Raw genomic sequence first — 24,243 nt, 5'->3', positions numbered from 1 at the left:
GCGTGCGCGATGTCGCCAATACGCAGCGATGTGCTTTTCCCGAATCCCGATTCCCGATTCCCCAATCCCGGCCTCCCAGCCTGATGCCCCTCTACCGTTACAAGGCTCTGGACGCCCACGGCGAAATGCTCGACGGCCAGATGGAAGCGGCCAGCGATGCCGAGGTGGCGTTGCGTCTGCAGGAACAAGGCCATCTGCCGGTGGAAACGCGCCTGGCCACCGGCGAAAACGATTCGCCGTCGCTGCGCATGCTGCTGCGCAAGAAGCCGTTCGACAATGCGGCGCTGGTGCAATTCACCCAGCAACTGGCCACGTTGATCGGCGCGGGGCAACCGCTGGACCGTGCGCTGTCGATTCTGATGGATCTGCCCGAAGACGAAAAAAGCCGGCGGGTGATCGGCGATGTGCGCGATACCGTGCGCGGCGGTGCGCCGTTGTCGTCCGCACTCGAGCGCCAGCACGGGCTGTTTTCCAAGCTGTACATCAATATGGTGCGCGCCGGCGAAGCTGGCGGCAGCATGCAGGACACGCTGCAGCGGCTGGCCGATTATCTGGAGCGCAGCCGTGCGCTCAGGGGCAAGGTGATCAACGCGCTGATCTACCCGGCCATCCTGCTGGCGGTGGTGGGCTGTGCGTTGCTGTTCCTGCTCGGTTACGTGGTGCCGCAATTTGCGCAGATGTACGAAAGCCTGGATGTGGCATTGCCATGGTTTACCCAGGCGGTGTTGAGCGTGGGCCTGCTGGTGCGCGACTGGTGGATCGTGCTGATCGTCGTGCCGGGCGTGCTGGGGCTGTGGCTGGATCGCAAGCGTCGCAATGCCGCGTTCCGTGCATCGCTGGACCAATGGCTGCTGCGCCAGAAGGTGGTCGGCAGCCTGATCGCCCGGCTGGAAACCGCACGCCTGACGCGCACCCTGGGCACCTTGCTGCGCAATGGCGTGCCGTTGCTGGCGGCGATCGGCATCGCGCGCAACGTCATGTCCAATCTGGCGTTGGTGGAGGATGTTGCCAATGCGGCCGACGACGTCAAGAACGGCCATGGCCTGTCGATGTCGCTGGCACGCGGCAAGCGCTTTCCGCGGCTGGCGCTGCAGATGATCCAGGTGGGCGAAGAATCCGGCGCATTGGACACGATGCTGCTCAAGACCGCCGACACCTTCGAGCTGGAAACCGCGCAGGCCATCGACCGCGCACTGGCCGCGCTGGTGCCGTTCATCACGCTGGTGCTGGCCTCGGTGGTGGGGCTTGTCATCATTTCGGTCCTGGTCCCGCTGTATGACCTCACCAATGCAATCGGCTGAGAGCGGAGCTCTGCGCAACGGTGCAGTCTTCACTTGGGCACAGCCGCTGCTCGGAATCGGCATGGCGCGCTCGTACACTGCACATCCCGCGCGTGTGCCGCGTCCAAGGGCCAAGCGCGCGCAATGCCCTGTCAGCCACGCGCTTGACCGGGCAGCGTATTCACCACAACGTTCCGGTGACCGCACGACACTCATGCGGGAACCTTTGCAATGCCCGCCGTGTCATGTGTTGGCGGCAGCATCCTTCATCGACGTGCAAGGAAATCGTTCATGATCAAGCGTTCCATCACCCGCAGTCCGTCGCGCGCAGGCCAGGCCGGTATGAGCTTGCTGGAAATCATCATCGTCATCGTGCTGATCGGTGCGGTGCTCACGCTGGTCGGCAGCCGCGTGCTGGGCGGTGCCGATCGCGGCAAGGCCAATCTTGCCAAGTCGCAGATCCAGACGCTGGCCGGCAAGATCGAGAATTTCCAGCTCGACACCGGCAAGTTGCCGAGCAAACTCGATGACCTGGTCACCCAGCCCGGCGACAGCAGCGGTTGGCTGGGCCCGTATGCCAAGCCGGCCGAACTCAACGACCCATGGGGCCACGCCATCGAATACCGCGCGCCCGGCGACGGTCAGCCGTTCGATCTGATCAGCCTGGGCAAGGACGGCAAGCCCGGTGGCAGCAGTTACGACGCGGACATCAAGTACCAATAAGCGCTCGCCATGCGCGTTGCGTGTCAGCCGTTGCGTCATCGGCATGGAGTGGTCGGCCCTGGTCGGGCACGCGCGCGTGGCACCTCGTTGCTGGAGATGCTGCTGGTGATCGCGTTGATCGCAATAGCCGGCGTGCTTGCTGCCGCAGCATTGAACGGCGGCATCGACGGCATGCGCCTGCGCACTGCCGGCAAGGCCATCGCCTCGCAGCTGCGCTACACGCGCACCCAGGCGATTGCCACCGGCACACCGCAGCGGTTTCTGATCGACCCGCAGCAGCGGCGCTGGGAAGCACCCGGCGGCCATCACGGCGATCTGCCGCCGTCGCTGGAAGTGCGCTTCACCGGCGCGCGCCAGGTGCAATCGCGGCAGGATCAGGGCGCGATCCAGTTCTTTCCGGATGGTGCGTCCACCGGCGGGCGCATCGATCTGCAGGTCAAGGACGCCCGGTGGCGCGTGGACGTGGGCTGGATCACCGGTGAGGTGCGTTCGGGCCCCTTGCGGACGCCGGCGCCATGAAGCGTCAGCGCGGTTACACCCTGATCGAAGTGATCGTTGCCTTTGCGCTGCTGGCGTTGGCATTGACCCTGTTGCTTGGGTCGTTGTCCGGCGCCGCACGCCAGGTGCGCGCGGCCGATGAAAGCACGCGCGCCACCTTGCACGCGCAGTCGCTGCTGGCCGTGCAGGGCATCGACAAGCCGCTGCAGCCCGAGCAGCAACAAGGCACGTTCGAAAACGGCCACTTTCGCTGGTCGATGGACGTGCGCCCGTACGACGAGCCACGGCGCAACCCGCAGGCGCCGATGTTGCCCGGCGCGCACCGGCTGCTGCAATTGACCTTGGTGGTGCGCTGGGGCGAGCAGCCCAATCAGATGCTGCAATGGCGCACGTTGCGGCTGGTGGCGGCCAACACGCAGGGCAGCCCGCCATGAGACGTTCGCGCAGCGCAGGCTTCACCTTGATCGAAGTGCTGCTGGCCACGATGTTGCTGGTCGGTGGGTTGGCGTTGGCGTTTGCCACCTTGCGCTCGGCCAGTGCGGTGAGTCAGCGCGGCGAAGCGATCGCACAGCGCAGCGAGCGCGTACGTGCGGTGGAAGAATTCCTGCGGCGGCGCCTGGCCGCCGCATTGCCGATCGCCATGGGCATCGATACGCAAAGCCAGCAGCCGATCCTGTTCATCGGCGAGCCGCAACGCCTGCGCTTTGCCGCAGACGTGCCCGATTACCTGGGACGCGGCGGGCCGTATCTGCACGACCTGTCGGTCGCCGGCGATGGCGATCGGCGCAACCTGCTGATTGCCTTGACCATGCTGCAGTCCGGCAAGTCGATCGAAGAAAGCAGCCCGCTGCCGCCGGAGATCCTTGCCCAAGGCGTGCAACAGGTGAGTTTTCGGTATCGCGGCATGGATCCGCAAACCGGGCGCCTGAGCGCGTGGCTGCCGCAGTGGGAATGGCACGACCGCCTGCCGCTGATGGTGCGCATCGACATCCGCAGCGACGATGCCGCATGGCCGCCGATGGTGGTGGCGTTGCCGCAATCCAGCAACCCGGGGGCAGGGCAATGAGTCGTTCGCGCGGTGCCGCGCTGGTGCTGGTGTTGTGGTTGATCGCATTGCTTACCGCGATGATCGGTGCGTTCGCGCTCACCGCACGCGTGGAAGCGCTGCAGGGCAGCATGCTGCGCAACGGCGCGCAGGCGCAGGAGTACGCACGTTCTGGCCTGGAATACGCATTGTTTCGCTTGCAAGATGCCGACACCCAGGCACGCTGGCGCCCGGACGGCCGACGTTATCGCTGGCAGATGGACGATGCCAGCGTGGAGATTCGTATCACCGATGAAAGCGGCAAGGTGGATCTGAACATGGCCGAGCCCACCTTGCTCGCCGGTCTGGTGCGCGCGGTGGGCGGCGAGCAGGCCAGTGCCGGGCGCATCGCCGGTGCCATCGTCGATTGGCGCGATGGCGATTCGTTGAGCCAGCCCGGCGGTGGCGCGGAAGATCGCGATTACGCCGATGCCGGGCTGCCGTATGGCGCAAAAGACAGTCCATTCGAAACCCTGGGCGAACTGCGCCTGGTGTTGGGCATCGACGGCGAGCTGTATCGCAAGCTGTTGCCCAACGTCACGCTGTACAGCGGTCGTTCGCGGCCTGAAGCGCGTTTTGCGCCCGCCCCGGTGCTCACCGCGATGGGGCTGGACGCGCAGCAACTGCTGGCCCAGCGTGACGCGCCGCTGGGTTTGCCGGGCAGCGAGGCGACGGTCGGTGGGTCTGACACTTATAGTATCGAGAGCCGGGCGCGACTGAGTCAGGGACGCGAGGCCGTGTTGCGGGCGGTGGTGTCGACCAGCGCGTCCGCATTACCAGGGTCGGCCTATACCGTGTTGCGTTGGGAAGAGGGAGCAGCAGTGCAATGACCGCATGGCGGGATACCTTGGGTCGTATCGGCGTACGCGCCATGCCGGGAGCCGGAGGCTTCTGGCGTTGGTGGCAACAATCGCTGCTGGCCTGGCTGCCGCAGCGGTGGCAATGGCAGTTGGGCCTGTCGCAGGCACGCCTGCTGTTGCAACAGGATGGCGACACGCTGCAGTTGCTGCGCCAGCGCGATCACAGCTGCGACACCGTCGCCAGCCTGCCGTGGCCGGTGCATCCGCAGGAAGTCAATGGCTTGCTGCCGACAGCGCTTGAAGGCCTGCCGCGGCATTGGCTGTTGCCGGCCGCGCACGCCTTGCGCCGGCCATTGCGCCTGCCCGCAGCGGCAGCGGCGCGCCTGCAGGACGTGGCGCGTTTCGAGATCGATCGACAAACCCCGTTCACTGCCGACCAGGTGTATTTCGATGCGCGCGTGCTCGATGTGCGCGAAGACGGCCAGCTCGATGCCGAACTGGTGGTGGTGCCGCGACGCATGGTCGATGGCCCGGCCGGTGTGCCGGACGCATGGAGCAGCGCGCTGTCGGGCATCGATGTGACCGACGCCAATGGCCTGCCGTTGGGCGTGAACCTGCTGCCGCCGGCGCGACGCCTGCGCCGCAGCGACCCGATGCAGCGCTGGAACCTGTTGCTGGCCGCCTCTGCGCTGGTGCTGCTGGCCGTTGCCGGCTGGCTGCTGCTCGACAACCGCCGTCAGGCCGCCGACGATCTGCGCGCCAAGGTGCAGGCCAACGCCGCGCGCGCGCGCAAGGTCGCTGCCGAACGGCAGCAATTGATGGACCTGGTCGAAGGCGCGCGGTTCTTCCAGCAGCAACGCGCCACCCGCCCGACCTCGGTCGAAATCTGGGACGAACTGAGCCGGCGCCTGCCCGGTGGCACGTATCTAGAAAAATTTTCGGTCGAAGGCGGGCAACTGCAGTTGATCGGATTGAGCAACGAAGCCTCTTCGCTGGTGCGTCGTCTGGAAGGCTCGCCGTTGTGGCGTACGCCGTCGTTGACCGGCGTGCTGCAGAGCGATGCCGGCCGGAATGTCGACCGTTTCACCATCACCGCCGAGCTTGCCGGCCCCGATGCGAAGGAGGCGGCCGATGCCACGCAGCGTTAAGCGCGATCGCTGGATCGCTTTGGGCCTGCTGTTGCTGGTGATCGGCGTGGCCTACCTGGTGCTGGTGCACCCATGGTTCACCCAACCGATGATCGCGGTGCAGGACGACCTGCAGGCGCTGCGCGAACGCGAGCTGCGCGTGCGCGTGCAATTGCAGCAGGCGCCGGAAGTCAGCAAGCGGCTGCAGCAGGCGCGGCAGACGCTGGAAAGCCGCCCGGGCTTCCTGCCGGAAACCTCGGCCGAACTCGCCTCCGCCGGGCTGGTGCAGCGGCTGGAACGCGCGGTGGTGGAGGCCAGCCCTGGCAACCGCAGCTGTGCCATCAGCAACCGCTCGCCGTTGCAGCCGGAGAGCAAGAACCGCTTCACCCGCGTGGCGGTGCAGGTGCGTCTGCGCTGCGGCACGCCGGAACTGGCCTCGGTGCTGTACAGCCTGGAAAACGGCACGCCGCGCTTGTTCGTGGACAACCTCAACGTGATGGCGCAGCGCTACCAGCTTTCGCCCAACGAAAGCGGCAACGGCCTGGATATCGCCTTCGAGCTGGCCGGCTATCTGCGCCCGGGCGCCAGCGCCGCACCGCTGAACAACGAGGCCGCACCTGCTGCCCCCAACGCCGCGGAGGCCAGCAATGCGCCTTGACATGATCGGCCTGCGCACCTGGCTGCTGGCCACCGTGGTCGGTTGGGCGCTGCTGGTGTGCGTGCTGGCCGTCGCCGGCCTGGGCAAGCGCGTCGAGCTGCTGCCCGACGACCCGGCGCTGGTGCAGCGTCTGCCCACGTTGCCGGCACCGGCGCCGGAGCGCCTGGGCGCATTCGAGAAATATTCGGAAATCGCCGCGCACCCGGCGTTTGCCGAAGACCGCCTGCCGCATCCGTTCTTCCTGTCCGGCAACGATGGCAGCAGCGCCGCTTCGACAGTACGCCTGACCGGCGTGCTGCTGACGGACAACTTCAAGATGGCGACGTTGACCCTGGACCCGCAGGATTCGGTGCGCGTGCAGCTGGGCGGCGAAGCGGTGAAAGGCTGGCGCCTGCTCGCCCTGCAGCCGCGTAGCGCAACCATCGAAGGCCCCAGCGGCACGCAAACCCTGGAATTGCATGTGTTCAACGGCCAGGGCGGGCAGCCGCCCACCGCCAATGCCGCCGCACGGGGTGCCGCCACTGCCACCCCGCCGGTACCGTCCCCCGACGCTGCCGCACTTGCCCCGCCGCAGCCGCCGCAACCGCAACCGGTCGCGCCGGTGCAACAGCAGCAGCCAGGCGGGCAGACACCGCCAACCGTGCCGCCGCAGCGCAGCGATGGCGCGCAGGAAGCCCCACGCCCCTCCGACGATCAGATGCGTGCCATCCGCGAACGCATCGAAGCCCGACGCCGCCAGCTGCAACAGCAGCGCCAGAGCGGCTCTACCCCCGGTCAGACCCAATGAGTGAACGCATGACGCCGCGCCTGTTTCCCGTGTCCCTGCTGATTGGCCTGCTGGCCGGTTGCGCCACCACTCCGCCGCCGGACGTGCGCCGCAACGCGCGCCTGGATCCGCAAGTCGGTGCTGCCGGCGCCACCCAGACCGCCGCCGAGCAGGCTGCCGATGGCAACGCCAACGCCAGTGCCAAGCCCAGTCCGGTGATCCGGCGCGGCAGCGGCACCATGATCAACCAGGGCGCCGCGTCCGCGCCGGCGCCCACGCTGGGCATGGCCAGCAGCGGCAGTGCCACCTTCAATTTCGAAGGCGAATCGGTGCAGGCGGTGGTCAAGGCGATCCTGGGCGACATGCTCGGCCAGAACTACGTCATCGCGCCCGGCGTGCAGGGCACCGTGACCTTGGCCACGCCCAATCCGGTGTCGCCCGCGCAGGCGCTGAACCTGCTGGAGATGGTGCTGGGCTGGAACAACGCCCGCATGGTATTCAGTGGCGGCCGCTACAACATTGTGCCGGCCGACCAGGCGCTGGCCGGCACCGTCGCGCCCAGCACCGCATCGCCATCGGCTGCGCGCGGCTTCGAGGTGCGCGTGGTGCCGTTGAAGTTCATCTCCGCCAGCGAAATGAAGAAGGTGCTGGAGCCGTACGCCCGCCCGAATGCCATCGTCGGCACCGATCCGGCGCGCAACGTGATTACCCTGGGCGGCACTCGCGCCGAGCTGGAAAACTATCTGCGCACCGTGCAGATCTTCGATGTGGACTGGTTGTCGGGCATGTCGGTGGGCGTGTTCCCGATCCAGTCCGGCAAGGCCGAGAAAGTCGCTGCCGATCTGGAAAAGGTGTTCGGGGAACAGAGCAAGACGCCCAGCGCCGGCATGTTCCGTTTCATGCCATTGGAAAACGCCAACGCGGTGCTGGTGATCACCCCGCAGCCGCGTTACCTGGACCAGATCCAGCAGTGGCTGGACCGCATCGACAGCGCCGGTGGCGGGGTGCGGTTGTTTTCCTACGAGCTGAAGTACATCAAGGCCAAGGACCTGGCCGATCGTCTCTCCGAAGTGTTCGGTGGCCGTGGCAATGGCGGTAGTAGCAGTCCTACCTTGGTGCCTGGCGGTGTCGTAAATATGTTGGGCAATAACAGCGGTGGAGCCGATCGGGATGAAAGTCTTGGAAGTAGCAGTGGCGCCACAGGTGGAGATATAGGTGGCACGAGTAATGGTTCGAGTCAGTCGGGTACCTCTGGGAGCTTCGGCGGAAGCAGTGGCAGTGGCGGCGGCATGCTTCAGCTACAGCCTAGTACCAACCAGAACGGTAGTGTGACGCTGGAGGTCGAAGGCGACAAAGTTGGTGTTTCTGCAGTCGCTGAAACCAATACGCTACTTGTACGTTCAAGTGCGCAAGCATGGAGCTCCATTCGCGATGTGATTGAACGGCTCGATGTGATGCCAATGCAGGTCCATATTGAGGCACAGATCGCTGAAGTGACATTGACTGGTCAGCTGGAATACGGTGTTAACTGGTATTTCGAGAATGCAGTCAATGCACCTGTAAACGCAGATGGTACGGGCGGTGCTGGTCTCCCATCAGCTGCTGGTAGAGGTATTTGGGGGGATGTATCCGGTAGCGTTACAAATAATGGTCTTGCCTGGACTTTTCTGGGGAAAAACGCTGCCGCGATAATTAGTGCATTGGACCGTGTCACAAATTTACGCCTCCTCCAGACTCCGTCAGTTTTTGTGCGGAACAATGCAGAGGCTACACTCAATGTAGGTTCTCGAATTCCTATTAATTCGACATCGATAAATACGGGATTGGGTAGTGATAGTAGTTTTTCTTCAGTTCAATATATCGATACCGGCGTTATTTTAAAGGTTCGCCCGCGCGTCACTAAGGATGGAATGGTTTTTCTTGATATTGTCCAAGAGGTTAGTACTCCTGGTGCGCGCCCCGCAGCTTGCACTTCAGCGTCAACAACTACTGTCAATAGCGCTGCATGTAATGTTGACATAAATACTCGCCGGGTAAAAACCGAAGCCGCTGTCCAGAACGGAGACACAATTATGCTTGCAGGTTTAATTGACGATTCGACCTCCGACGGCAGTGCTGGGCTTCCTATCTTGAGCAAGCTGCCGGTTGTTGGCGCTCTTTTTGGACGTAAGACACAAAACAAGGATCGCAGGGAAGTTATTGTGTTGATCACTCCGTCAATAGTGCGGAATCCTCAAGAGGCGCGTAACTTGACCGATGAGTACGGGCAAAAGTTTAAAGCAATGCAGCCACTTGAGAAGGGTAGATAGAATTAAGGTTGAGATTGAGATTGATGCAGGGGTTGTTTTTAAATGGATGTAATGGAGGGCTTGCGATGTTTCTTGGCAAAAGATTCGGACTTGGTTTTACTCTGCTTGGGTTTTCTTTTTTTTCCGGCAATGGCTTGGCCCAAACATACGTGCCTGTCTATCAAGATTTTTATGGCACCGCGCGGTGGAACTCTTTAGAGATTGCGCTTGAAAAGGCACAATTAAATGCTATTGGTTATGCTAGGGTCAAGAACTTTGGCGAATGTGTATTTGTTGGTTATCAATGGTGGCGACCAAATACATACGACCCCAATTATTATGAGGTAACTGCAGCTTATACTTGTGTGCAGTACGTTAGAGGGTGATTTTTGAGATGAGGAGTGATAGTGCCCCTGGAAGGGGCACTATCACTTGTTGGTAAAATTATTTTTGATAAAATTTTCATTACTTTTAAGACACGGATTCGGTGAGATCTGAGCTGCAACCGATTGTGCTAATGTCGATTGGCACCGACGACGAGGCGCTGGATGCGTGTCTGGGTGCGCTGGACGCCGCCACGCCCGCCGGCACGCGGATCTGGCTGGCCGACGATGCGCAGGCCGGCCCGCGCGGGCGTGCAGTGATCGCACACTGGCTGGCGCGCACGCAGTTGCAGGCGCATCACACTCGTCGCCAGCGCATGCTGGGCGAGGTTGCGCATCTGGATGAAATGCTCAGCGCCTGCGGCGATGCCGACGTGGTGGTGCTGGGGTTGGATGCCTGCCCGTTGCCCGGATGGTTGCGGCAGCTGACCGCGTGTTTTGCACGCGATGCCGCGATCGCCACCGCCACGCCATGGAGCAATGTGGGCGAGGCCTGCAGCTGGCCGCGGCTGGGCGAACTCAACCCGATGCCGGACGCGCCCGAGCGGCTTGCGGCTGCCTGTGCCGCGATGCCGCCGCTGCACCCGGAACTGCCGTCGGCGATCGGGCACGCGGTGCTGTTGCGCGGAACGGCGCGGCGCAAGGCCGGTGGCCTGGACGCCAGCAGTTACGGCTCGTGGTACGCGGCACTGGTGGACTTGAGCCTGCGCATGGCTGGGCTGGGCTGGCGTAACGTGTTGTGCGACACCGCCTTCGTTGCCTCTCCGCACGAAGGCCGCCCGGCCGAAGGCGACATGGACGCGCTGGCCACACGCTGGCCGGCCTGGCATGCGCGCCTGGCCAACTTTCTCATGCACGACCCGTTGCGCGCGCAGCGCGACCAGCTGACTCGACTCCTGGCGCACCTGCCGCCACCGGACCTGCAACGCGCCTTGTTCGAGGCCTAGCGTCGCCACCGACGAGACCTGCGCACCGCCAGGCGCGCGGCTATCGTCCGGGATTGACATGGATCACGCATGCACGAAGGCATTTGTCATCCGACCATGCCCACCTGGCAACTGCAGGTTCCACTCCGCTGCCGCACTTGCCTCGTCTCGCGATCGCGCTTGTCGCGTTACCGGATCGATGTCGTGATGTCTGCCATCGAGCAAAAGACGCAACCACCGCTCGCTCGACAGTCGCGCCTCGTCGATGCCCGCCGCAGCACCGACGTCCCCCCAATTTTGAGTAGCACCTCAGTTTGGAGTCCAATTCCCTACCCCAATGAGATTGGACGTGAAGAAGCGTTTTTCTGAAGAACAGATCATCGGCTTCCTGCGCGAAGCTGATGCCGGTGTGGCGATCAAGGATCTGTGCCGGCGGCATGGCTTCAGCGAGGCCTCGTATTACCTGTGGCGCAGCAAGTTCGGCGGAATGAGCGTGCCCGACGCCAAGCGGCTCAAGGATCTTGAGGCCGAGAACGCGCGGCTAAAGAAGTTGCTGGCCGAGCAGTTGTTCGAGAACGACCTGATCAAGGATGCGTTGCGAAAAAAGTGGTGAGCGCACCGGCGCGTCGTGCGCTGGTGCGCGAGTGGATCGGGCGTGGTGCCAGCGAGCGTCGCGCCTTGGCGGCGATCGGCATGAGCGCCAGCGCGCTGCGCTATTGCCCACGCCAAGACCGCAATGGCGAACTGCGCGAGCGCATTCTTGCGTTGGCGCATCGCCATCGCCGCTACGGCGTGGGGATGATCTATCTCAAGCTGCGACAGGAAGGACGCCTGGTGAACTACAAGCGCGTGGAGCGGTTGTATCGCGAGCAGCAGCTACAAGTGCGGCGCCGCAAGCGCAAGAAGGTGCCGGTTGGCGAGCGTCAGCCGCTGCTGCGGCCAGCGCAGGCCAACCAGGTGTGGTCGATGGACTTCGTGTTCGACCGCTCCGCCGACGGCCGAGTGATCAAGTGTCTGGTGATCGTGGACGACGCAACGCACGAAGCGGTCGCCATCGAGGTGGAACGCGCGATCTCCGGGCACGGCGTTGCGCGCGTGCTGGATCGGTTGGCACACAGTCGCGGTTTACCGAAGGTGATCCGCACCGACAACGGCAAGGAGTTTTGCGGCAAAGCGATGGTCGTCTGGGCACATGCCCGTGGTGTGCAACTACGGCTAATCCAACCCGGCAAGCCAAATCAAAACGCCTATGTTGAATCGTTCAACGGCCGACTACGCGACGAATGCCTCAACGAGCACTGGTTCCCGACGTTGCTGCACGCGCGCACCGAGATCGAACGCTGGCGACGCGAATACAACGAGGACCGACCGAAGAAAGCAATTGGCGGCATGACGCCGTCCGCTTATGCCCAACATCTGGCAAACACCGATATCATCAACCCCGGACTCTAAACCCGACCGCTACTCAGGGCGGGGGGACGTCGGCCGAACACGTCATCCGGCTATCGAGCAGTTTCGAATCCGCTGTTGATGACACCGAGGCGGCAGCAAAGCCGCGCGTACCGCGAACGCAGCAATGCGGCAGGCTCCTCAACGATTCCCGATTCCCGATTCCCGCCCCTAAAAAGCAGACCGCGTCGGCGCCTCGGTCCGCACCACCACATCCAATGCGTCGTGGCGCCAGGATTCGATATCCAGTTCCACCGCGCGGCCGTCTTCGGCAAAGCTGATCCGCTGCAGCCGAAAACACGGCGTGCCGGGCGTGGACTGCAGCAGCATCGCCTGTGTCGCGTCCAATCCGGCCGGATGCATCGACAGCTGCGCGCGGCTCAGGAACAGTCCCAGCCGCTGGTTGAACACGCTGGACAGCGACCCTGCCAGATCGTGTTCGAGCAGGCCCGGCGCCCAGCCCGCAAGCACCACATTGGTTTCCAGCAGCACGGCGCGGCGGTCGATCCAGCGCCGACGTTGCAGGACGAACACCTCGTCGTACGGGCTGTCCAGTCGCAACGCCGCGGCGTAAGCCGCGCCCGCGACCTGCCGGGTGGCGCTCAATAATTCAGTGCGCGGCTTGCGTCCTTGCGCCGCCACGTACTGCATGAAGCCGGCGATGCTGGTGGGGTCGTAGCGCACGCGCGGCGCGCTGACGAACCAGCCGCGGCGGTTTTCGCGATAGATGCGGCCTTCGGCTTCAAGCTGCTGCAGCGCTTCGCGCAGCGTGATGCGGGTGCAGGAAAATCGCTCGGCCAACGCGCGTTCCACCGGCAGGCGCTGATCCGGTCCCCATTCGCCGGCTGAGATTTGTGCGGAGATCGCTTCGGTGATGGTGTGTTGGCGCGACACGCTCATGCGGCGAACCGCAGGCGGAAGACGCAGGGCGTGAGCAAGGAAATGAGGTGGCAGGCGTGCATGTTGCGATGGTAAAGAAGAACGCGCGCGCAAACCGCGACCGGCTTAGCGTGCGATAGCCATATTCTGGTTCTGTTGGGTTTTCCAGCTATGCCAGCCGTACACCGCAAGCGCCACGAAGCCTGCGTAGAGCAGGGCAGTAGGGTACAGCCCCTTGCTGATGAAGACGCCGACGTAGACGCAGTCGAGCACGATCCACAATACCCAGTTGGCGATGCGCTTGCGTGCTGCCCACACGCTGGCCACCAGGCTGAAACTGGCCAGCGCCGCGTCCAGCCACGGCAGCACCGCATCGGTGCGGTAATGCATATAGGCGCCGAGCGCCGCAGCGAACGCCGCGCCGATGCCCAGCGAAAGCCAGCGTTCGGCGGACGGCATCGGCAGCGGGCGTATCCGCGTGTCTGCAGCGTTGCCGGGTTGCCAGTGCCACCATCCGTAGAGCTGGGTCAGCACGTAGACCCCTTGCAGCAGCATGTCCGAGTACAGCTTCCACTGGTAGAACAGCCACGCATACAACGCCACCGCCACGATGCCCACCGGCCAGCACCAGCGAATGCGCCGCGCGGTGAGCCACACGCCCAGCAGGTTGATCACGACAGCGATGGATTCGAGCAGCGACATGCGGTACCTGGTGCGTGATAGGTCAACGTGTTGCGGCGTAGGAGGCGTTGGGACGACGGTGCATACAGTTCAGCCTTGGAACACGGCACCTCGTCGTCCACGAGCACAATCCGCAGGCGAGCTGGCAGCGCCGGTGACCGGCTGTCGACGCTGCCCGACAGCGCATTCCCCCTCATTCCTGTGCATGCACGGCAGGGCGCGCAATGTGTGCCTACAGTGCAGGTTAGAAATCCACCTGCACCGTCAGCCGTGCGGTGCGCGGCGCACCGGGGAACAGATACGCATCGCCCTGATATTCGCCGGAATCGCGCCAATAGCGCTTGTCGAACACGTTGTCCACGTTCACGCGCCAGGTGGTCGCCAGCCCGCCCAGCGCCGTGGCGTAGCGGGCACCCAGGTTGGCCACGGTGTAGGCCGGCACGCTGGCGTTGCCGAGGCGGTCGGCAAACTTGCGCCCGCTGTATTGCACACCGCCCAGCAGGGCCAGACCATCGATACCGGGCACGCTGTAATCGGCCTGCACGCTGGCGCGCAGCTTAGGCACGTTGATCGCCTGATGGCCTTCGTACTCGGCAATGTCGGTGTCCTCTGCACGCGCGCGGATTGCCGCGACGCTGGCGAACAGACGCAGCTGCCGGGTCGCCGCACCGTCGGCAGATAGCTCCAGGCCGCGGTTGTGCAGGCGGCCCTGCTGCACATAGAGCAGACCGCCATCGGCCTGCGGTTGGGTGAACTGATAGGCCTGGCGGATGTCGAACAGTGCCGCGCCCAGACGCAGGCCCTGCAGGTCGATCTTTGCGCCGGTTTCCAGCTGGTATGCATTGGTGGGCGGCAGGATCTGGTCGGCGTTATCGGCAAACCACGGCGCCGTGCCGCCGGCCGCCAGGCTCTTGGCGTAGCTGGCATACAGCGACATGTTCTGCTGCGGTTTGAACAGCAGCGCCGCCTGCGGCAGTACCGTGTCTTTGCGCGTGCGTCGCTCCAGCAGGCCGTCGCGATCGAAGCTGCGCTCGTCCAGCTGCACGTAGCGCGCGCCAAGCGACAGTTCCCACTGCGCGCCCAGGCCGATCCGGTCGGCCATGACCAGCGCGCGTTGGCGGCTGTCCAGACGGCGCTGCTTGGGGTCCAGCGCAACATCCGTCTGCGCAAAGACCTCCGGGTCGCGATCGATGCTGCCGCTGCCGACGAATTCGTTGACCGAACCAAAACGGTCGATGGTGCGGCGCAGCCACTCGCCGCCCATGCTCAGGTGTTGCTCCAGCGCGCCGGTCGCGACATGGCCTTCGAGCGTGGCACGCAGCTGATCGTGCATGCGGGTGTCGTCGGGACTGCGGTAATCGTAGATGTCGTATTCGCCCTGCGCGCTGAAGAAGTTCGGCGTGGCGATGTCGGCGCAACTTGCCGCGCCATAACAGCCCCAGGCGAATGCAGAGAAATCGTTGATCTTCGAGCGACTGCGCGATGCTTCGGCGGTGGCGCGCCAGTCGTCGTTGAACTGGTAGGCGTAACGCAGCTGCGCGTTGAGCGAATCCATTTCCACCGGCCGCGCCCACGGCTGGTAGCCGAGCAGGCGGTGCACATCGATATCGCGCGGTACCTGCGTGCCGCCCAGCAGTTGATAGCCGGGCACCGAGCGCTGTTGCCGGTGCTGATACTCCACGTCCAGCTGCAACAGCGCCTGCGGGGTGATCTTCCAGTCGCCGGCCAGCGACAGGAAATTGCGGTAGCCGTCGGCGTGATCGACATAGCTGTCGATGTCTTCGCGTGCGGCGTTGACGCGTAAGCCCAGCGTGCGTTCGGCACCGAACCAGTCGCCCAGATCGGCGGCGACATAGCGCGAGCCCTGTTCGTCTGTGCCCAGGGTGACACTGCGCACGTGCTCGGGTCGCTTGGTGCGGTAGTCGATCAGTCCGGCCGGTTCGTTGACGCCCGATTGCAGCCCGGCCAGGCCCTTGAGCAGTTGCACCTGCTGTTTGTTTTCCAGTGCGATCGATTGTTCGCCCACCGCGCTCATGCCGTTGATGCGGTAACTGTTGGCGGCATTGAGCGAATAGCCGCGCACCACGAAGTTTTCGTAATAGCCGATCGGCGCATACGCATCGCCGGAAGAGGCATCGGCGCGCAAGACCTCGCTGAGTACGCGTGCCTGGCGATCAAGCAATTGCGCACGATCGATGATCGCGATCGAGGCGGGGGCGTCCAGCAGCCGGGTGGCGCCAAATCCGCTCAATGCCGTGCTGGTCTGCGCGCGCTCGCCACGCACGTTGACCGTGTCCAGTTCGACCGCATCGGCGCCGGGTTGTTGCTGCGCCAGTGCGGGGGCGCAGCACAATGCCAGTGCAAGCGCGAGCGGGCAGCGGGACAGCAGGGGGAAGGCAACGGACATTGGGCAGGACTCGACAGAGAAAGGAAAGTGCTCACGGCAGCCGGCGCGCACGTGCGTGCAGATGCGCGAGCAGGTGCTGGCCATCGGTGCTGGCGAACCAGTCCGCGTGGCCGAGCAGATAGCGGTGATAGGCGATATCGACATTGGCGGGCGAACGCGTGATGCCGGCGAAATATTCCATTTCGCTCAAGGCGAAGTCGGCATGAACGATCGGCAGCAGCGCAGCCAGGCGGTGCAAGTGGTTGGCGTCCAGTGGGCGATGCTGCGCGTAGCCCTCCAGCAGCGCGTCGAGCTGGTCGAGCTCGGCCTGCGCGCGTGCGCCGGTGTCCAGCCGCAACCAGGGGATGAGGTTGCGTTCGATCGCGGTGGCCAGATCGAATAGCGCGCTGCTGCAATCGCTCAATCCGAAATCGAAGATGGCGCTGACGCGGGTGGCTCCGTCGGTGGTGTCCCACAGCAGGTTGGACGCATGCCAATCGCCGTGGGTCCACAGCGGCGGTAGCGCGCCTGGCGCAGACAGCAGCGGCCACGCCTGCGCATGCCAGGGCAGCAGGTGGGTGGCCAGATCGTCTGGCCAGGGGCGGTCCTGAAGGGCTGCTGCAAGGTGCGGCCGCGTTGGCAAGGCATCGTGCAACGCCTGCAGGGGGTCTGCCTGGGCAAACAATCGCAGATTGGCGACCAGCACGCTGGTGGAGCGTGCCGGCGCATCGAAACCCTGGGCCGCGCAATGCAGTTGCGCCAACGCGGCGCCGGCCGCCCGCGCATGCGCAACATCGGAGAACGGTGTCCATGACAATGCATCGCGGTAGAGGTCGTGCCCCGCACCCACCCGCTGCACTTCGTACACCCAATCGGCGTGCGCCAGCGCAGTGCGGCCCCGGGCGTCGTGCAGCACCTCCACCACCGGCGCGCCGGCCCAGCGCAGGTGGGCCATGAAGCTGTGTTCCTCGCGCAGCGCGGCTACGCTGCGCACGCTGCAGTGGTGGCGTTTGACGATGACCGGGCCGCTTGCAGTGTCCACGCAGGCCGCTGCCGAGAACGGGCGCGCGCTATGCCAGCGCACCGCAGTGAGGCGGCCCACCGCCGCAAACCGCTGCAGCACGCGATGGATTTCATCGGTGGTCAGGACTGGCCAGTCCGGCAATGCCAGTTCCAGGCTCATGCCATGCACCTGATGCGGCACGTTCATGGCCTGACTCCCGACGGGCGCGGCAACCGTGCTGCGCCGGTGAGTGGTATAGACCAGGTTATCGGGAGTAAGGCGGCGGACGCGGCGCGCGCGCCGGCAAGAACAAGAACGGCGCTGCCGGGCCGTTGTCGCATCGCATCCGCCATCAGGTCGCGGCGATGCAAGCAATGAAAAGGCAGCGCGAAACCGCAAGGTCGCTAACCGTCATCTCAACAATCAGGTGTGGGAGTGCACCAAAAGCAACCTGCAACCCGGCTGGCGATCAGGTGCAGCGGGCGACGCGCTCTGACGCAGATGTACCCCTGGTACATGCATCGCGTGCTGCCCGCGCTTGCCTGGCTGCGCAGTCGGTTTGCCGGTTGCACAAAAGTGTGGCAACGGAAACCGCGTGCGGCTCCGGGCGCGCAGTATGCGCCTTGCGGCGGTGGGTCGCCATGCTGCAAGGCGCGTTCGCGCCCGGGCACTGCGTGCAAGCGGAAGCGTGGCGCCGTTCCAATCGCGTCCGGACGTCGGCGCGATGCGGCCGCGGCAGCGCCTGTCGCGCAGCGAGCGTCGGCCAATCCAAGATGGCGCTGCGCCGCTCCGGCACCGGATAATGGCCGGATGACTCCCGTCCAGATCGCCGCCGTCGTCGTCACTTATGAAAGCAGCAGCACCATCGATGCGTGCCTGTCGCGATTGCGCGCGGCTGAGGGCATCAGCGAGATCCGCGTGGTCGACAACGCTTCCAGCGACGACACCCTGGAAGTGGTGCAGCGTCATGCCCTGGCCGATGCGCGGCTGCATTTCATCGCCAATCCCGACAACCCTGGTTTTGCGACTGCCTGCAACCAGGGCGCGCGCGATTCGCAGGCACCCTGGCTGGTCTTCATCAACCCGGACCTGATGGTCGCGCGCGATACCTTGCTACAGCTGTACGACCGGGCAGCGGGACATCCGGCGGTGTTGCTGGGGGTGGAGCAGGTGGATGAGCAGGGGCGCCCGGATGCGGCCGTGCGCCGCCGCGACCCTGACTTCGCCGCGATGCTGCGCGCGCCGCGCGCCGCCGCCAATCTGGCGGTGCCGGCCGATCCGTCGCGCGCCCTGCAGCCGGTGGATGCCATTTCCGGGGCGTTGATGCTGATGCAGCGCAGCCTGTTCGACCGGCTGGGCGGCTGGGACGGCAATTACCGGCTGCATGCTGAAGACCTGGATCTGTGCCGGCGCGCCCGCCAGGCCGGTGCCCTGGTGGCGGTGGCCAACGATCTTCAAGTGCTCCACGTACGCGGGGTCTCCAGCCGCGCGCGGCCGTTCTTTGTGGAGTGGCACAAACATCGTGGATTGTGGCGCTATTTTCGTAAATTCGAGGCTGATCGACGCGGGCTGCCGACGCGGCTTGGCGTGTGGCTTGCGATCTGGATCCACGCAGTGGCCCAGGTGCCGCGTTTGTTGCAAAACAAATGAGTTGGATCGCGTTAAATTTGTGATAAGTCGGTGATGGGGCGCCGGCCGCAACTGTGATACGTTTCGCCCCGAAGTGTGATCAACCCTAGCTTCCTGTCCCTTCCGGGTCCCCCATCAGGAATCGTGCAATGTCTTTACAGAACGACCCGCAAAGGCGGGTACGTCGGTCGTGCGCTACCCCGCTGCAGTCCAGTTCGATTGCCTCGCCGTGTCATCCCAATCCAACCCAACCGCGTGCGCTGTCGGTCCTGGCATCGGCGCTTGCACTGAGCTGTGTGCTGGCCGCATTGCCGGGTACCGCATTGGCCGGTGCGTGGACCCAGCCGCAGGGCGACACCCTGGTGATCGTCAAGGCGCTGCATAGCGATGGCCGCGGGTGGTTCGACGACAGCCACCACCGCACGACCTTCGGCGACGGCCAGCAGTTCGATGGCAATGGCCGCAGCCGTCAGGACCAGCTCAACGTCTACGTCGAGCATGGTCTGACCGAAAAGCTCAGCTTCATCGGCAACTTCTATTTCAACGACGTGGGTTTCAGCAACCACGATGCCGTCAACGGCCGTCAGCAAACCACGACGACCGGTTTTGCCGATCAGGAAATCGGCTTGAGCTATGCGTTGCCGAGCGCACAGAACGATGTCTGGCGCAGTGCCGTGCAGGCCTTGGTGAGCATCCCCGCGTATGGGCGCAGCAAGACCTACCACCCGGACAATCCTTCTGCCAATTCCGACCCTGCGCTTGGCCTGGGCGACTATGGCCTTGAGCTGCGCTACAGCCGCGGCCGCGGCTACACGCTGGGCGACCGTAACGGCTATGTCGATCTGGGGGGCGCAATCCGCCTGCGCGGAAGCGCGGCGTCCGACGAACTGCGGGTGGACGCGTCCACAGGTCTGAGTCTGACCCCGAGTTGGCTGCTGTTGGGCGAACTCAACGTGATCCAGGGGTTGGGCAACGGGCGTGGCAACTTCGATGTTGCCGGTAGCGGTGGCGGCGTGGGCTTCGTCGCCACCGGCACCAACTACGATCTCACCAAGTTGCAGTTGTCCACGCTGTACACGGCGCCGGGTGGCAGCCAATGGCAGGTGGGGTATCAGCAGCCGGTGATGGGGCGCAACACCGGTGCCGCGGGCGGGCCATTCGTGGCCGCCTGGTGGCGTTTCTGAGGGGCCGCACATGACGGTCACCTGCGAAACGGACGCGCTGGGACGAGCACCGGACATCGGCCGCGAACGCGGTCTGCTGGGTCGTGCGCTGGTGTCGGCAGGCGTCATCACCGATGAACAGCTGCGCTCGGCGCTGGCCTTGCAGCAACGCTGGAATTCGCGCCTTGGCGATGTGATCCTGGCCCAGCGCGGCGTGCCGGCGCAGCGGTTCTACGCCATCGTTGCCGCGCACTTCGGGCTGCAATTCATCGATCTGGTGCAGCAGCCGCCGGATCCTGCACTGCTCACCCCCGGCGACCTGGATAGCTACGCGCAGCGCCTGGTGTTGCCGTGGCGGCGCGAGGACGGTGTGCTGGTGCTGGCGGTAGCCGATCCGGATCCGGCCTTGTTCGCCTGGGCACGTGCCCATTACGGCGAAGACGTGCGCTTTGTCGGTACCGCCAAGTTCGACATCATCTGGAGCCTGCAGCGCTATGCCGACGAGCAGCTCACCGACAACGCGCTGAACCTGCTTGCGGCGCATGCGCCGACGTATTCGGCACGCCAGGTCATCACGCGCGGGCAGAAGTTCGCGTTGTGGGCGTTGGCGGCGGTGATGCTGGCGACGTTGGTGCTGTTCCCGGTGCCGGCCCTGATTGCCGTCAACGTGCTGGTGGCGCTGGGCTTTCTGGCCACCTTCGGATTGAAGTTGCTGCTGGTGTGGTTCGGCTCGCGCCATCGCATCGACATCAAGGTCACCGAAGACGAGGTGGCCGCGCTGCGCGACGACGACCTGCCGGTCTATACCGTGCTGGTGCCGATGTACAAGGAGCCGGAAGTCCTGCCGATCCTGGCCAACGCGCTGCGCAAGCTGGATTACCCGATCAGCAAGCTGGACGTCAAGCTGGTGCTGGAAGCGGACGACCTGGACACCATCGAAGCGGCCAAGAAACTCGGCCTGGAAGCGTTCTTCGAAATCATCCGGGTGCCGCCGTCGCAGCCCAAGACCAAGCCCAAGGCCTGCAACTACGCACTGCATTTTGCGCGTGGGCAGCTGCTTACCATCTACGACGCCGAAGACAAGCCCGAGCCGGACCAGCTCAAGCGCGTGGTTGCGGCATTCCGCAAGGCCGAAAAGGATGTGGTGTGCATCCAGGCGCGGCTGAACTACTACAACGCCGACGAAAACTGGCTGACGCGGATGTTCACGCTGGAGTACACGCTCTGGTTCGACTTTTACCTGCCGGCGCTGGAATACCTGCGCATTCCGATTCCGTTGGGTGGCACCTCCAATCACTTCCGTCTGGACGTATTGCGCCAGGTGCGCGCGTGGGATCCGTACAACGTCACCGAAGACGCCGATCTGGGCGTGCGGCTGATCCAGAACGGATACCGCGTCAATGTGGTCAATTCCACCACCTTCGAAGAAGCCAACGTCAGCATTCCCAACTGGATCCGGCAGCGGTCGCGCTGGCTTAAGGGCTATATGCAGACCTGGCTGGTGCACATGCGCGACCCGGTGCATCTGTATCGCAGCACCGGCTTCAAGGGATTTTGGGGGTTCCAGTTCTTCATCGGCGGCGGTTTTTTCACCGCATTGGGCGTGCCGGTGCTCTGGGCGTTGTACGCGGCGTGGGCGCTGACCGGCACCACGATGTTCGAACGCTTCTTCCCGCCGTGGCTGGCGGGGGTCTCGCTGGTCAATCTGCTGCTGGCCAATGCGTTCTTCATCTACATCACGCTGGTTGCAGCGTTCAAGCGCGACTACTTCAAGCTGGCGCCGTACGCACTGACGGTGCCGTTCTACTGGGCGTTGCAGTCGATCGCCGCCTACAAGGGTCTCTGGCAGCTGATCCACAATCCGTTCTATTGGGAGAAGACCACGCATGGCATCAGCAAGCATTCGGAAAACGAGCGCCGCGCCGCACTCGAAGAGTGAGCCGGTTGCGCAGCGTCGCGAGAGCGGGCTGCCGGCGTTTCTCATCGCCGTGGTGGCGCTGTCGCTGCTGAGCCAGCCGCTGCTGGTGCAGTCGGTGGCCACGACGCCCGCGCTTGCGCCGGACATCGGCGTGCCGGCGACCGGGTTGCTGGCGTGGGCGGTCGATCTCACCTTGCATCGCTGGAATCTGCCGTTCCAGGTCTGGCCATGTGTCGCGGTGGCTGCGAACGCGCTGTTCCTGTCGCTGCTGTGGCGCGATCTGGCTGGCGTGTTCGGGCGCGGCTGGGCCAGCGCGCTGACGCTGCTGGTGGGCTGCAACCCGCTGTTCCTGCTGCCGATCGCTGCCGGCGGCAGCCAGGCAGTGGGGTTGCTGGCCTTCTACGGTTTGTGCCGCACCTTGCGCCGCTTGCAGGCGCCGGTGGAAGCCTTCACCTATCTGCGCATTGCGGGCTGGTTGTGCATTTTGCTGTGCCTGGATCTGCAGACGCTGGCGCTGTCGACAATGGTCGCGCCGTGGCTGCTGCTGGTCATGCCGCCGCAGATGCTGCGCAAGGCACCAGGCTCGTTCTATCTGGTGTGCTATCTGCCGTTCGCATTCCTGGTCGGCATGTGGGCCTACGTGAATCTGGTCGTGTTCAATGCGCCGTGGCCGACGCTGTCCAGCATTGCCCAGGCGTCGCATCCGTTGCCGTTGCCACTGGCCGGCCATGCCGACGGCTGGTTGCCGGCGGTCCGCTGGGGTGTGGCGGCCGTGGCGTGCTTCCCGGTGCTTGCGCTGGTGGCGCGTGCGCGCAGCGGTGCGTTGGCGCGTGGCGTGGTGGCCAGTGCCGGCACCGTGATCTGCGCGGCTGCGTTGTCGTTCGCGTTCGGCTGGGCTGGCTTCGATGCCCTGCTGCTGTTGTGGGTGCCGGCGGCGTTGTTGCTGCGTGCGCTGCACGCCGACCAGCGCGGCCAGGCGGCCGGATTGCTGGTGTTGGGCCTGGTGGGTGCGATCTGGGCACAACCGCAGGGTTGGGGTAGCTGGATGCGTGCCGCAGCGCCCGACGAACAGGCCCTGATGCAGGGCGAGGCCGTTGTCATGACGACGCCGGTATCGTTGCCGGTGCGTGCGGCGGCCGCTCCCGCTACGCAGGAGGCTGGGGTGATGCAGCCGGCGATGGCCCAGAGCGCTGCGGTGGCCCCGGCTGCAACGGCATCTGCCGACACTGCCGAGCCGGCCAACCCGGCAGCGGTCACGGCGGTGCCGCAGGACAAGAACAGTGCATCCTTGCGTGCGACGGCGTGCTCCCGGCACGCGGCGCCGCCGAATGCCGAGGTGTCTGCTGCATGTTCAAGCGCGTTCTAAGCGTCGCAACGTTGATCGGCGTGTGTCTGCTGGCAAACGGCTGCAATGCCGCCGCGCCGACCTGGATGGGCGCCAACGTCAAGGTGTCCGCCAACGCCCCGTGGGAAAGTCAGGCTGCAGCGCAGTCGCTGGACGCACTGGCCAAGACGGGGGCCAGCAAGGCGTTGCTGGTCGCGTTCGTGTGGCAGGCCAACCCGCAGTCCAACGACCCGGTGCTGGGCAGCGACAGCAGTGTGGACGCCATGCGCGCTGCGTTGCGGCAAAGCCTGCAGGCTGGATTGCAGCCGACGCTCAAGGTGCATGTCTGGATTCCGGGACACTGGGCCGGCGATGCCGCGCCCACCGACCCGGCGGCGTGGTTTGCGGCCTACCAGCAGGCATTGCTGCCATTGGCCAGGTTGGCCCAGGACGAACACGCCGAAGCGTTGGTGATCGGCACCGAGTTGCGCAAGTTGCAGGACGCGCCGCAATGGCCAGCGTTGGTCGCGGCAGTGCGCAAGGTCTACCACGGAAAACTGTTGTACGTGGCCGACGGTATGGAGCATGCCGAGAGTTTCCGTTACTGGTCGTTGTTCGATGCGGTGGGCACCAGCCTGTATCCGCGCCTGTCCGAGGCTGCCGACGCACGCAGCGCTGAAATGACCGCCGCGGCGCAACGCCTGCAGCAGTTGGGTCAGCGCGTGGGCAAGCCGGTGTGGGTGGCCGAGCTGGGGTTGCGTTCGGCGCGCGGTAGTCTGGCGGCGCCGTGGGAAAGCCCGGAGCAGCGCACGGCCGCCGTCGATACGCGCCTGCAGCTGCAGGTATTGCAGCAGTGGCGCAAGGTACTGCAGGCGCATGGCGTGGAAGGCATTGCGCTGTGGTGCTGGTATACCGACCCCAAGGCCGGCGGCCCGGGCGACAGCGATTTCACCGTGCAGGGCAAGCCGGCGCAGCAGGTGCTGGCGCGCTGAGGGCGACTGGCGAACAGCTGCGTTCGCCGCAGCGACGGGGTGCGGCCAGTGCCCGGGATCGCCAGAACCCGCTCGCACGCTTGGGCTTCTGACGCCGGCCACGTCACGTGATGCGGGCTCGCTCTGGTTGCCGGTCGCGCTAGATCGCGCTGCACGTGCATGGCGTGCGCCTGTGCTGTGCGTCAGATGGGCGCACAGCACGTGCTGGCGTCACGTTGCATGCCTTCCGACGTGCTCCTTCCGCCAGCGGCTGCGCTGCGCAGAACGGGTTGGAACGCGCTGGCCC

Annotated in this window: 22 protein-coding genes; 18 read left to right on the top strand and 4 right to left on the bottom strand. The window is 64.8% G+C overall.

Translation table 11 applies throughout. From position 1 onward, the window contains the following. Window positions 1-83 precede the first annotated feature (83 nt). The 13 genes from xpsF to ACCQ15_RS17395 all read left to right on the top strand — a co-directional run bounded on the left by xpsF (window position 84) and on the right by ACCQ15_RS17395 (window position 11,985). The gene (xpsF, locus tag ACCQ15_RS17455) at window positions 84-1,301 is read left to right on the top strand and encodes a type II secretion system protein XpsF (protein WP_003490504.1); all 1,218 of its coding nucleotides are present in this window, start codon (window positions 84-86) and stop codon (window positions 1,299-1,301) included. 270 nt (window positions 1,302-1,571) lie between these two features. Further along, on the top strand, window positions 1,572-2,003 hold the full coding sequence (gene gspG / locus ACCQ15_RS17450; protein WP_003490502.1) for a type II secretion system major pseudopilin GspG: 432 nt from the start codon (window positions 1,572-1,574) through the stop codon (window positions 2,001-2,003). A gap of 9 nt (window positions 2,004-2,012) precedes the next feature. Continuing rightward, window positions 2,013-2,522 (top strand): type II secretion system protein XpsH, encoded by a 510-nt coding sequence (gene xpsH / locus ACCQ15_RS17445; protein WP_031424347.1) that lies wholly within the window; start codon window positions 2,013-2,015, stop codon window positions 2,520-2,522. Beyond that, window positions 2,519-2,935 carry a type II secretion system protein XpsI gene (xpsI, locus tag ACCQ15_RS17440; RefSeq protein WP_029820268.1) on the top strand — a complete coding sequence of 139 codons (417 nt, stop codon included), beginning with the start codon at window positions 2,519-2,521 and terminating at the stop codon, window positions 2,933-2,935. The genes xpsH and xpsI overlap by 4 nt, the downstream gene beginning before the upstream one ends. Next, a complete protein-coding gene (locus ACCQ15_RS17435) occupies window positions 2,932-3,567 on the top strand; it encodes a type II secretion system protein J (RefSeq protein WP_029820267.1) in 636 nt (211 codons plus the stop codon). Before xpsI ends, ACCQ15_RS17435 begins: the two co-directional genes overlap by 4 nt. Further along, window positions 3,564-4,415 (top strand): type II secretion system minor pseudopilin, encoded by an 852-nt coding sequence (locus ACCQ15_RS17430; RefSeq protein ID WP_005913507.1) that lies wholly within the window; start codon window positions 3,564-3,566, stop codon window positions 4,413-4,415. Before ACCQ15_RS17435 ends, ACCQ15_RS17430 begins: the two co-directional genes overlap by 4 nt. Beyond that, the gene (locus ACCQ15_RS17425) at window positions 4,412-5,533 is read left to right on the top strand and encodes a PilN domain-containing protein (protein ID WP_008576220.1); all 1,122 of its coding nucleotides are present in this window, start codon (window positions 4,412-4,414) and stop codon (window positions 5,531-5,533) included. Before ACCQ15_RS17430 ends, ACCQ15_RS17425 begins: the two co-directional genes overlap by 4 nt. Next, the gene (gspM, locus tag ACCQ15_RS17420; protein ID WP_005913511.1) at window positions 5,517-6,170 is read left to right on the top strand and encodes a type II secretion system protein GspM; all 654 of its coding nucleotides are present in this window, start codon (window positions 5,517-5,519) and stop codon (window positions 6,168-6,170) included. The genes ACCQ15_RS17425 and gspM overlap by 17 nt, the downstream gene beginning before the upstream one ends. Continuing rightward, window positions 6,160-6,957, top strand: a complete 798-nt coding sequence (gene xpsN / locus ACCQ15_RS17415) for a type II secretion system protein XpsN (RefSeq protein ID WP_029820264.1) — start codon at window positions 6,160-6,162, stop codon at window positions 6,955-6,957. Before gspM ends, xpsN begins: the two co-directional genes overlap by 11 nt. Beyond that, window positions 6,954-9,245 (top strand): type II secretion system secretin GspD, encoded by a 2,292-nt coding sequence (gene gspD / locus ACCQ15_RS17410; RefSeq protein WP_039418121.1) that lies wholly within the window; start codon window positions 6,954-6,956, stop codon window positions 9,243-9,245. Before xpsN ends, gspD begins: the two co-directional genes overlap by 4 nt. Before the next feature lie 20 nt (window positions 9,246-9,265). Next, window positions 9,266-9,610: a hypothetical protein gene (locus tag ACCQ15_RS17405; RefSeq protein ID WP_506187844.1), complete on the top strand. Its 345-nt coding sequence runs from the start codon at window positions 9,266-9,268 to the stop codon at window positions 9,608-9,610. 113 nt (window positions 9,611-9,723) lie between these two features. Next, window positions 9,724-10,554, top strand: a complete 831-nt coding sequence (locus ACCQ15_RS17400; protein ID WP_218507149.1) for a glycosyltransferase family 2 protein — start codon at window positions 9,724-9,726, stop codon at window positions 10,552-10,554. A 316-nt stretch (window positions 10,555-10,870) separates the two neighbouring features. After that, a protein-coding gene (locus ACCQ15_RS17395) for an IS3 family transposase (RefSeq protein ID WP_496561800.1) occupies window positions 10,871-11,985 on the top strand; the annotation gives its coding sequence in 2 pieces (ribosomal slippage) (window positions 10,871-11,138 and window positions 11,138-11,985; 1,116 coding nt in all). A gap of 168 nt (window positions 11,986-12,153) precedes the next feature. On the opposite strand, the gene ACCQ15_RS17390 is transcribed toward ACCQ15_RS17395, so the two are convergent. The 4 genes from ACCQ15_RS17390 to ACCQ15_RS17375 all read right to left on the bottom strand — a co-directional run bounded on the left by ACCQ15_RS17390 (window position 12,154) and on the right by ACCQ15_RS17375 (window position 17,138). Next, window positions 12,154-12,882: a UTRA domain-containing protein gene (locus ACCQ15_RS17390; protein WP_014091049.1), complete on the bottom strand. Its 729-nt coding sequence runs from the start codon at window positions 12,880-12,882 to the stop codon at window positions 12,154-12,156. A 105-nt stretch (window positions 12,883-12,987) separates the two neighbouring features. Further along, a complete protein-coding gene (gene pnuC, locus ACCQ15_RS17385; protein ID WP_136733927.1) occupies window positions 12,988-13,563 on the bottom strand; it encodes a nicotinamide riboside transporter PnuC in 576 nt (191 codons plus the stop codon). A gap of 223 nt (window positions 13,564-13,786) precedes the next feature. Then, entirely contained in the window at window positions 13,787-15,949 is a 2,163-nt protein-coding gene (locus ACCQ15_RS17380; protein ID WP_372380843.1) for a TonB-dependent receptor, read from the bottom strand. A gap of 31 nt (window positions 15,950-15,980) precedes the next feature. After that, a complete protein-coding gene (locus ACCQ15_RS17375; protein ID WP_338338781.1) occupies window positions 15,981-17,138 on the bottom strand; it encodes a phosphotransferase enzyme family protein in 1,158 nt (385 codons plus the stop codon). A 603-nt stretch (window positions 17,139-17,741) separates the two neighbouring features. Here ACCQ15_RS17375 and ACCQ15_RS17370 point away from each other — a divergent pair. The 5 genes from ACCQ15_RS17370 (at window position 17,742) to ACCQ15_RS17350 (ending at window position 23,957) form a co-directional block, all read left to right on the top strand. Then, a complete protein-coding gene (locus ACCQ15_RS17370; RefSeq protein ID WP_011348572.1) occupies window positions 17,742-18,581 on the top strand; it encodes a glycosyltransferase family 2 protein in 840 nt (279 codons plus the stop codon). Between the two features lie 128 nt (window positions 18,582-18,709). Then, the gene (locus tag ACCQ15_RS17365) at window positions 18,710-19,744 is read left to right on the top strand and encodes a hypothetical protein (protein ID WP_372380842.1); all 1,035 of its coding nucleotides are present in this window, start codon (window positions 18,710-18,712) and stop codon (window positions 19,742-19,744) included. A 10-nt stretch (window positions 19,745-19,754) separates the two neighbouring features. Further along, window positions 19,755-21,662: a glycosyltransferase family 2 protein gene (locus ACCQ15_RS17360; protein ID WP_008573752.1), complete on the top strand. Its 1,908-nt coding sequence runs from the start codon at window positions 19,755-19,757 to the stop codon at window positions 21,660-21,662. A gap of 49 nt (window positions 21,663-21,711) precedes the next feature. Next, entirely contained in the window at window positions 21,712-23,007 is a 1,296-nt protein-coding gene (locus ACCQ15_RS17355; protein WP_008573754.1) for a hypothetical protein, read from the top strand. Next, on the top strand, window positions 22,989-23,957 hold the full coding sequence (locus ACCQ15_RS17350; protein ID WP_008573755.1) for a glycoside hydrolase family 113: 969 nt from the start codon (window positions 22,989-22,991) through the stop codon (window positions 23,955-23,957). The genes ACCQ15_RS17355 and ACCQ15_RS17350 overlap by 19 nt, the downstream gene beginning before the upstream one ends. Window positions 23,958-24,243 lie beyond the last annotated feature (286 nt).

Origin of the sequence: Xanthomonas sp. NCPPB 1754 (assembly GCF_041475725.2) — a bacterium.
Lineage (GTDB): Bacteria > Pseudomonadota > Gammaproteobacteria > Xanthomonadales > Xanthomonadaceae > Xanthomonas > Xanthomonas euvesicatoria.
This window is presented reverse-complemented; position numbering and strand designations above follow the sequence as displayed.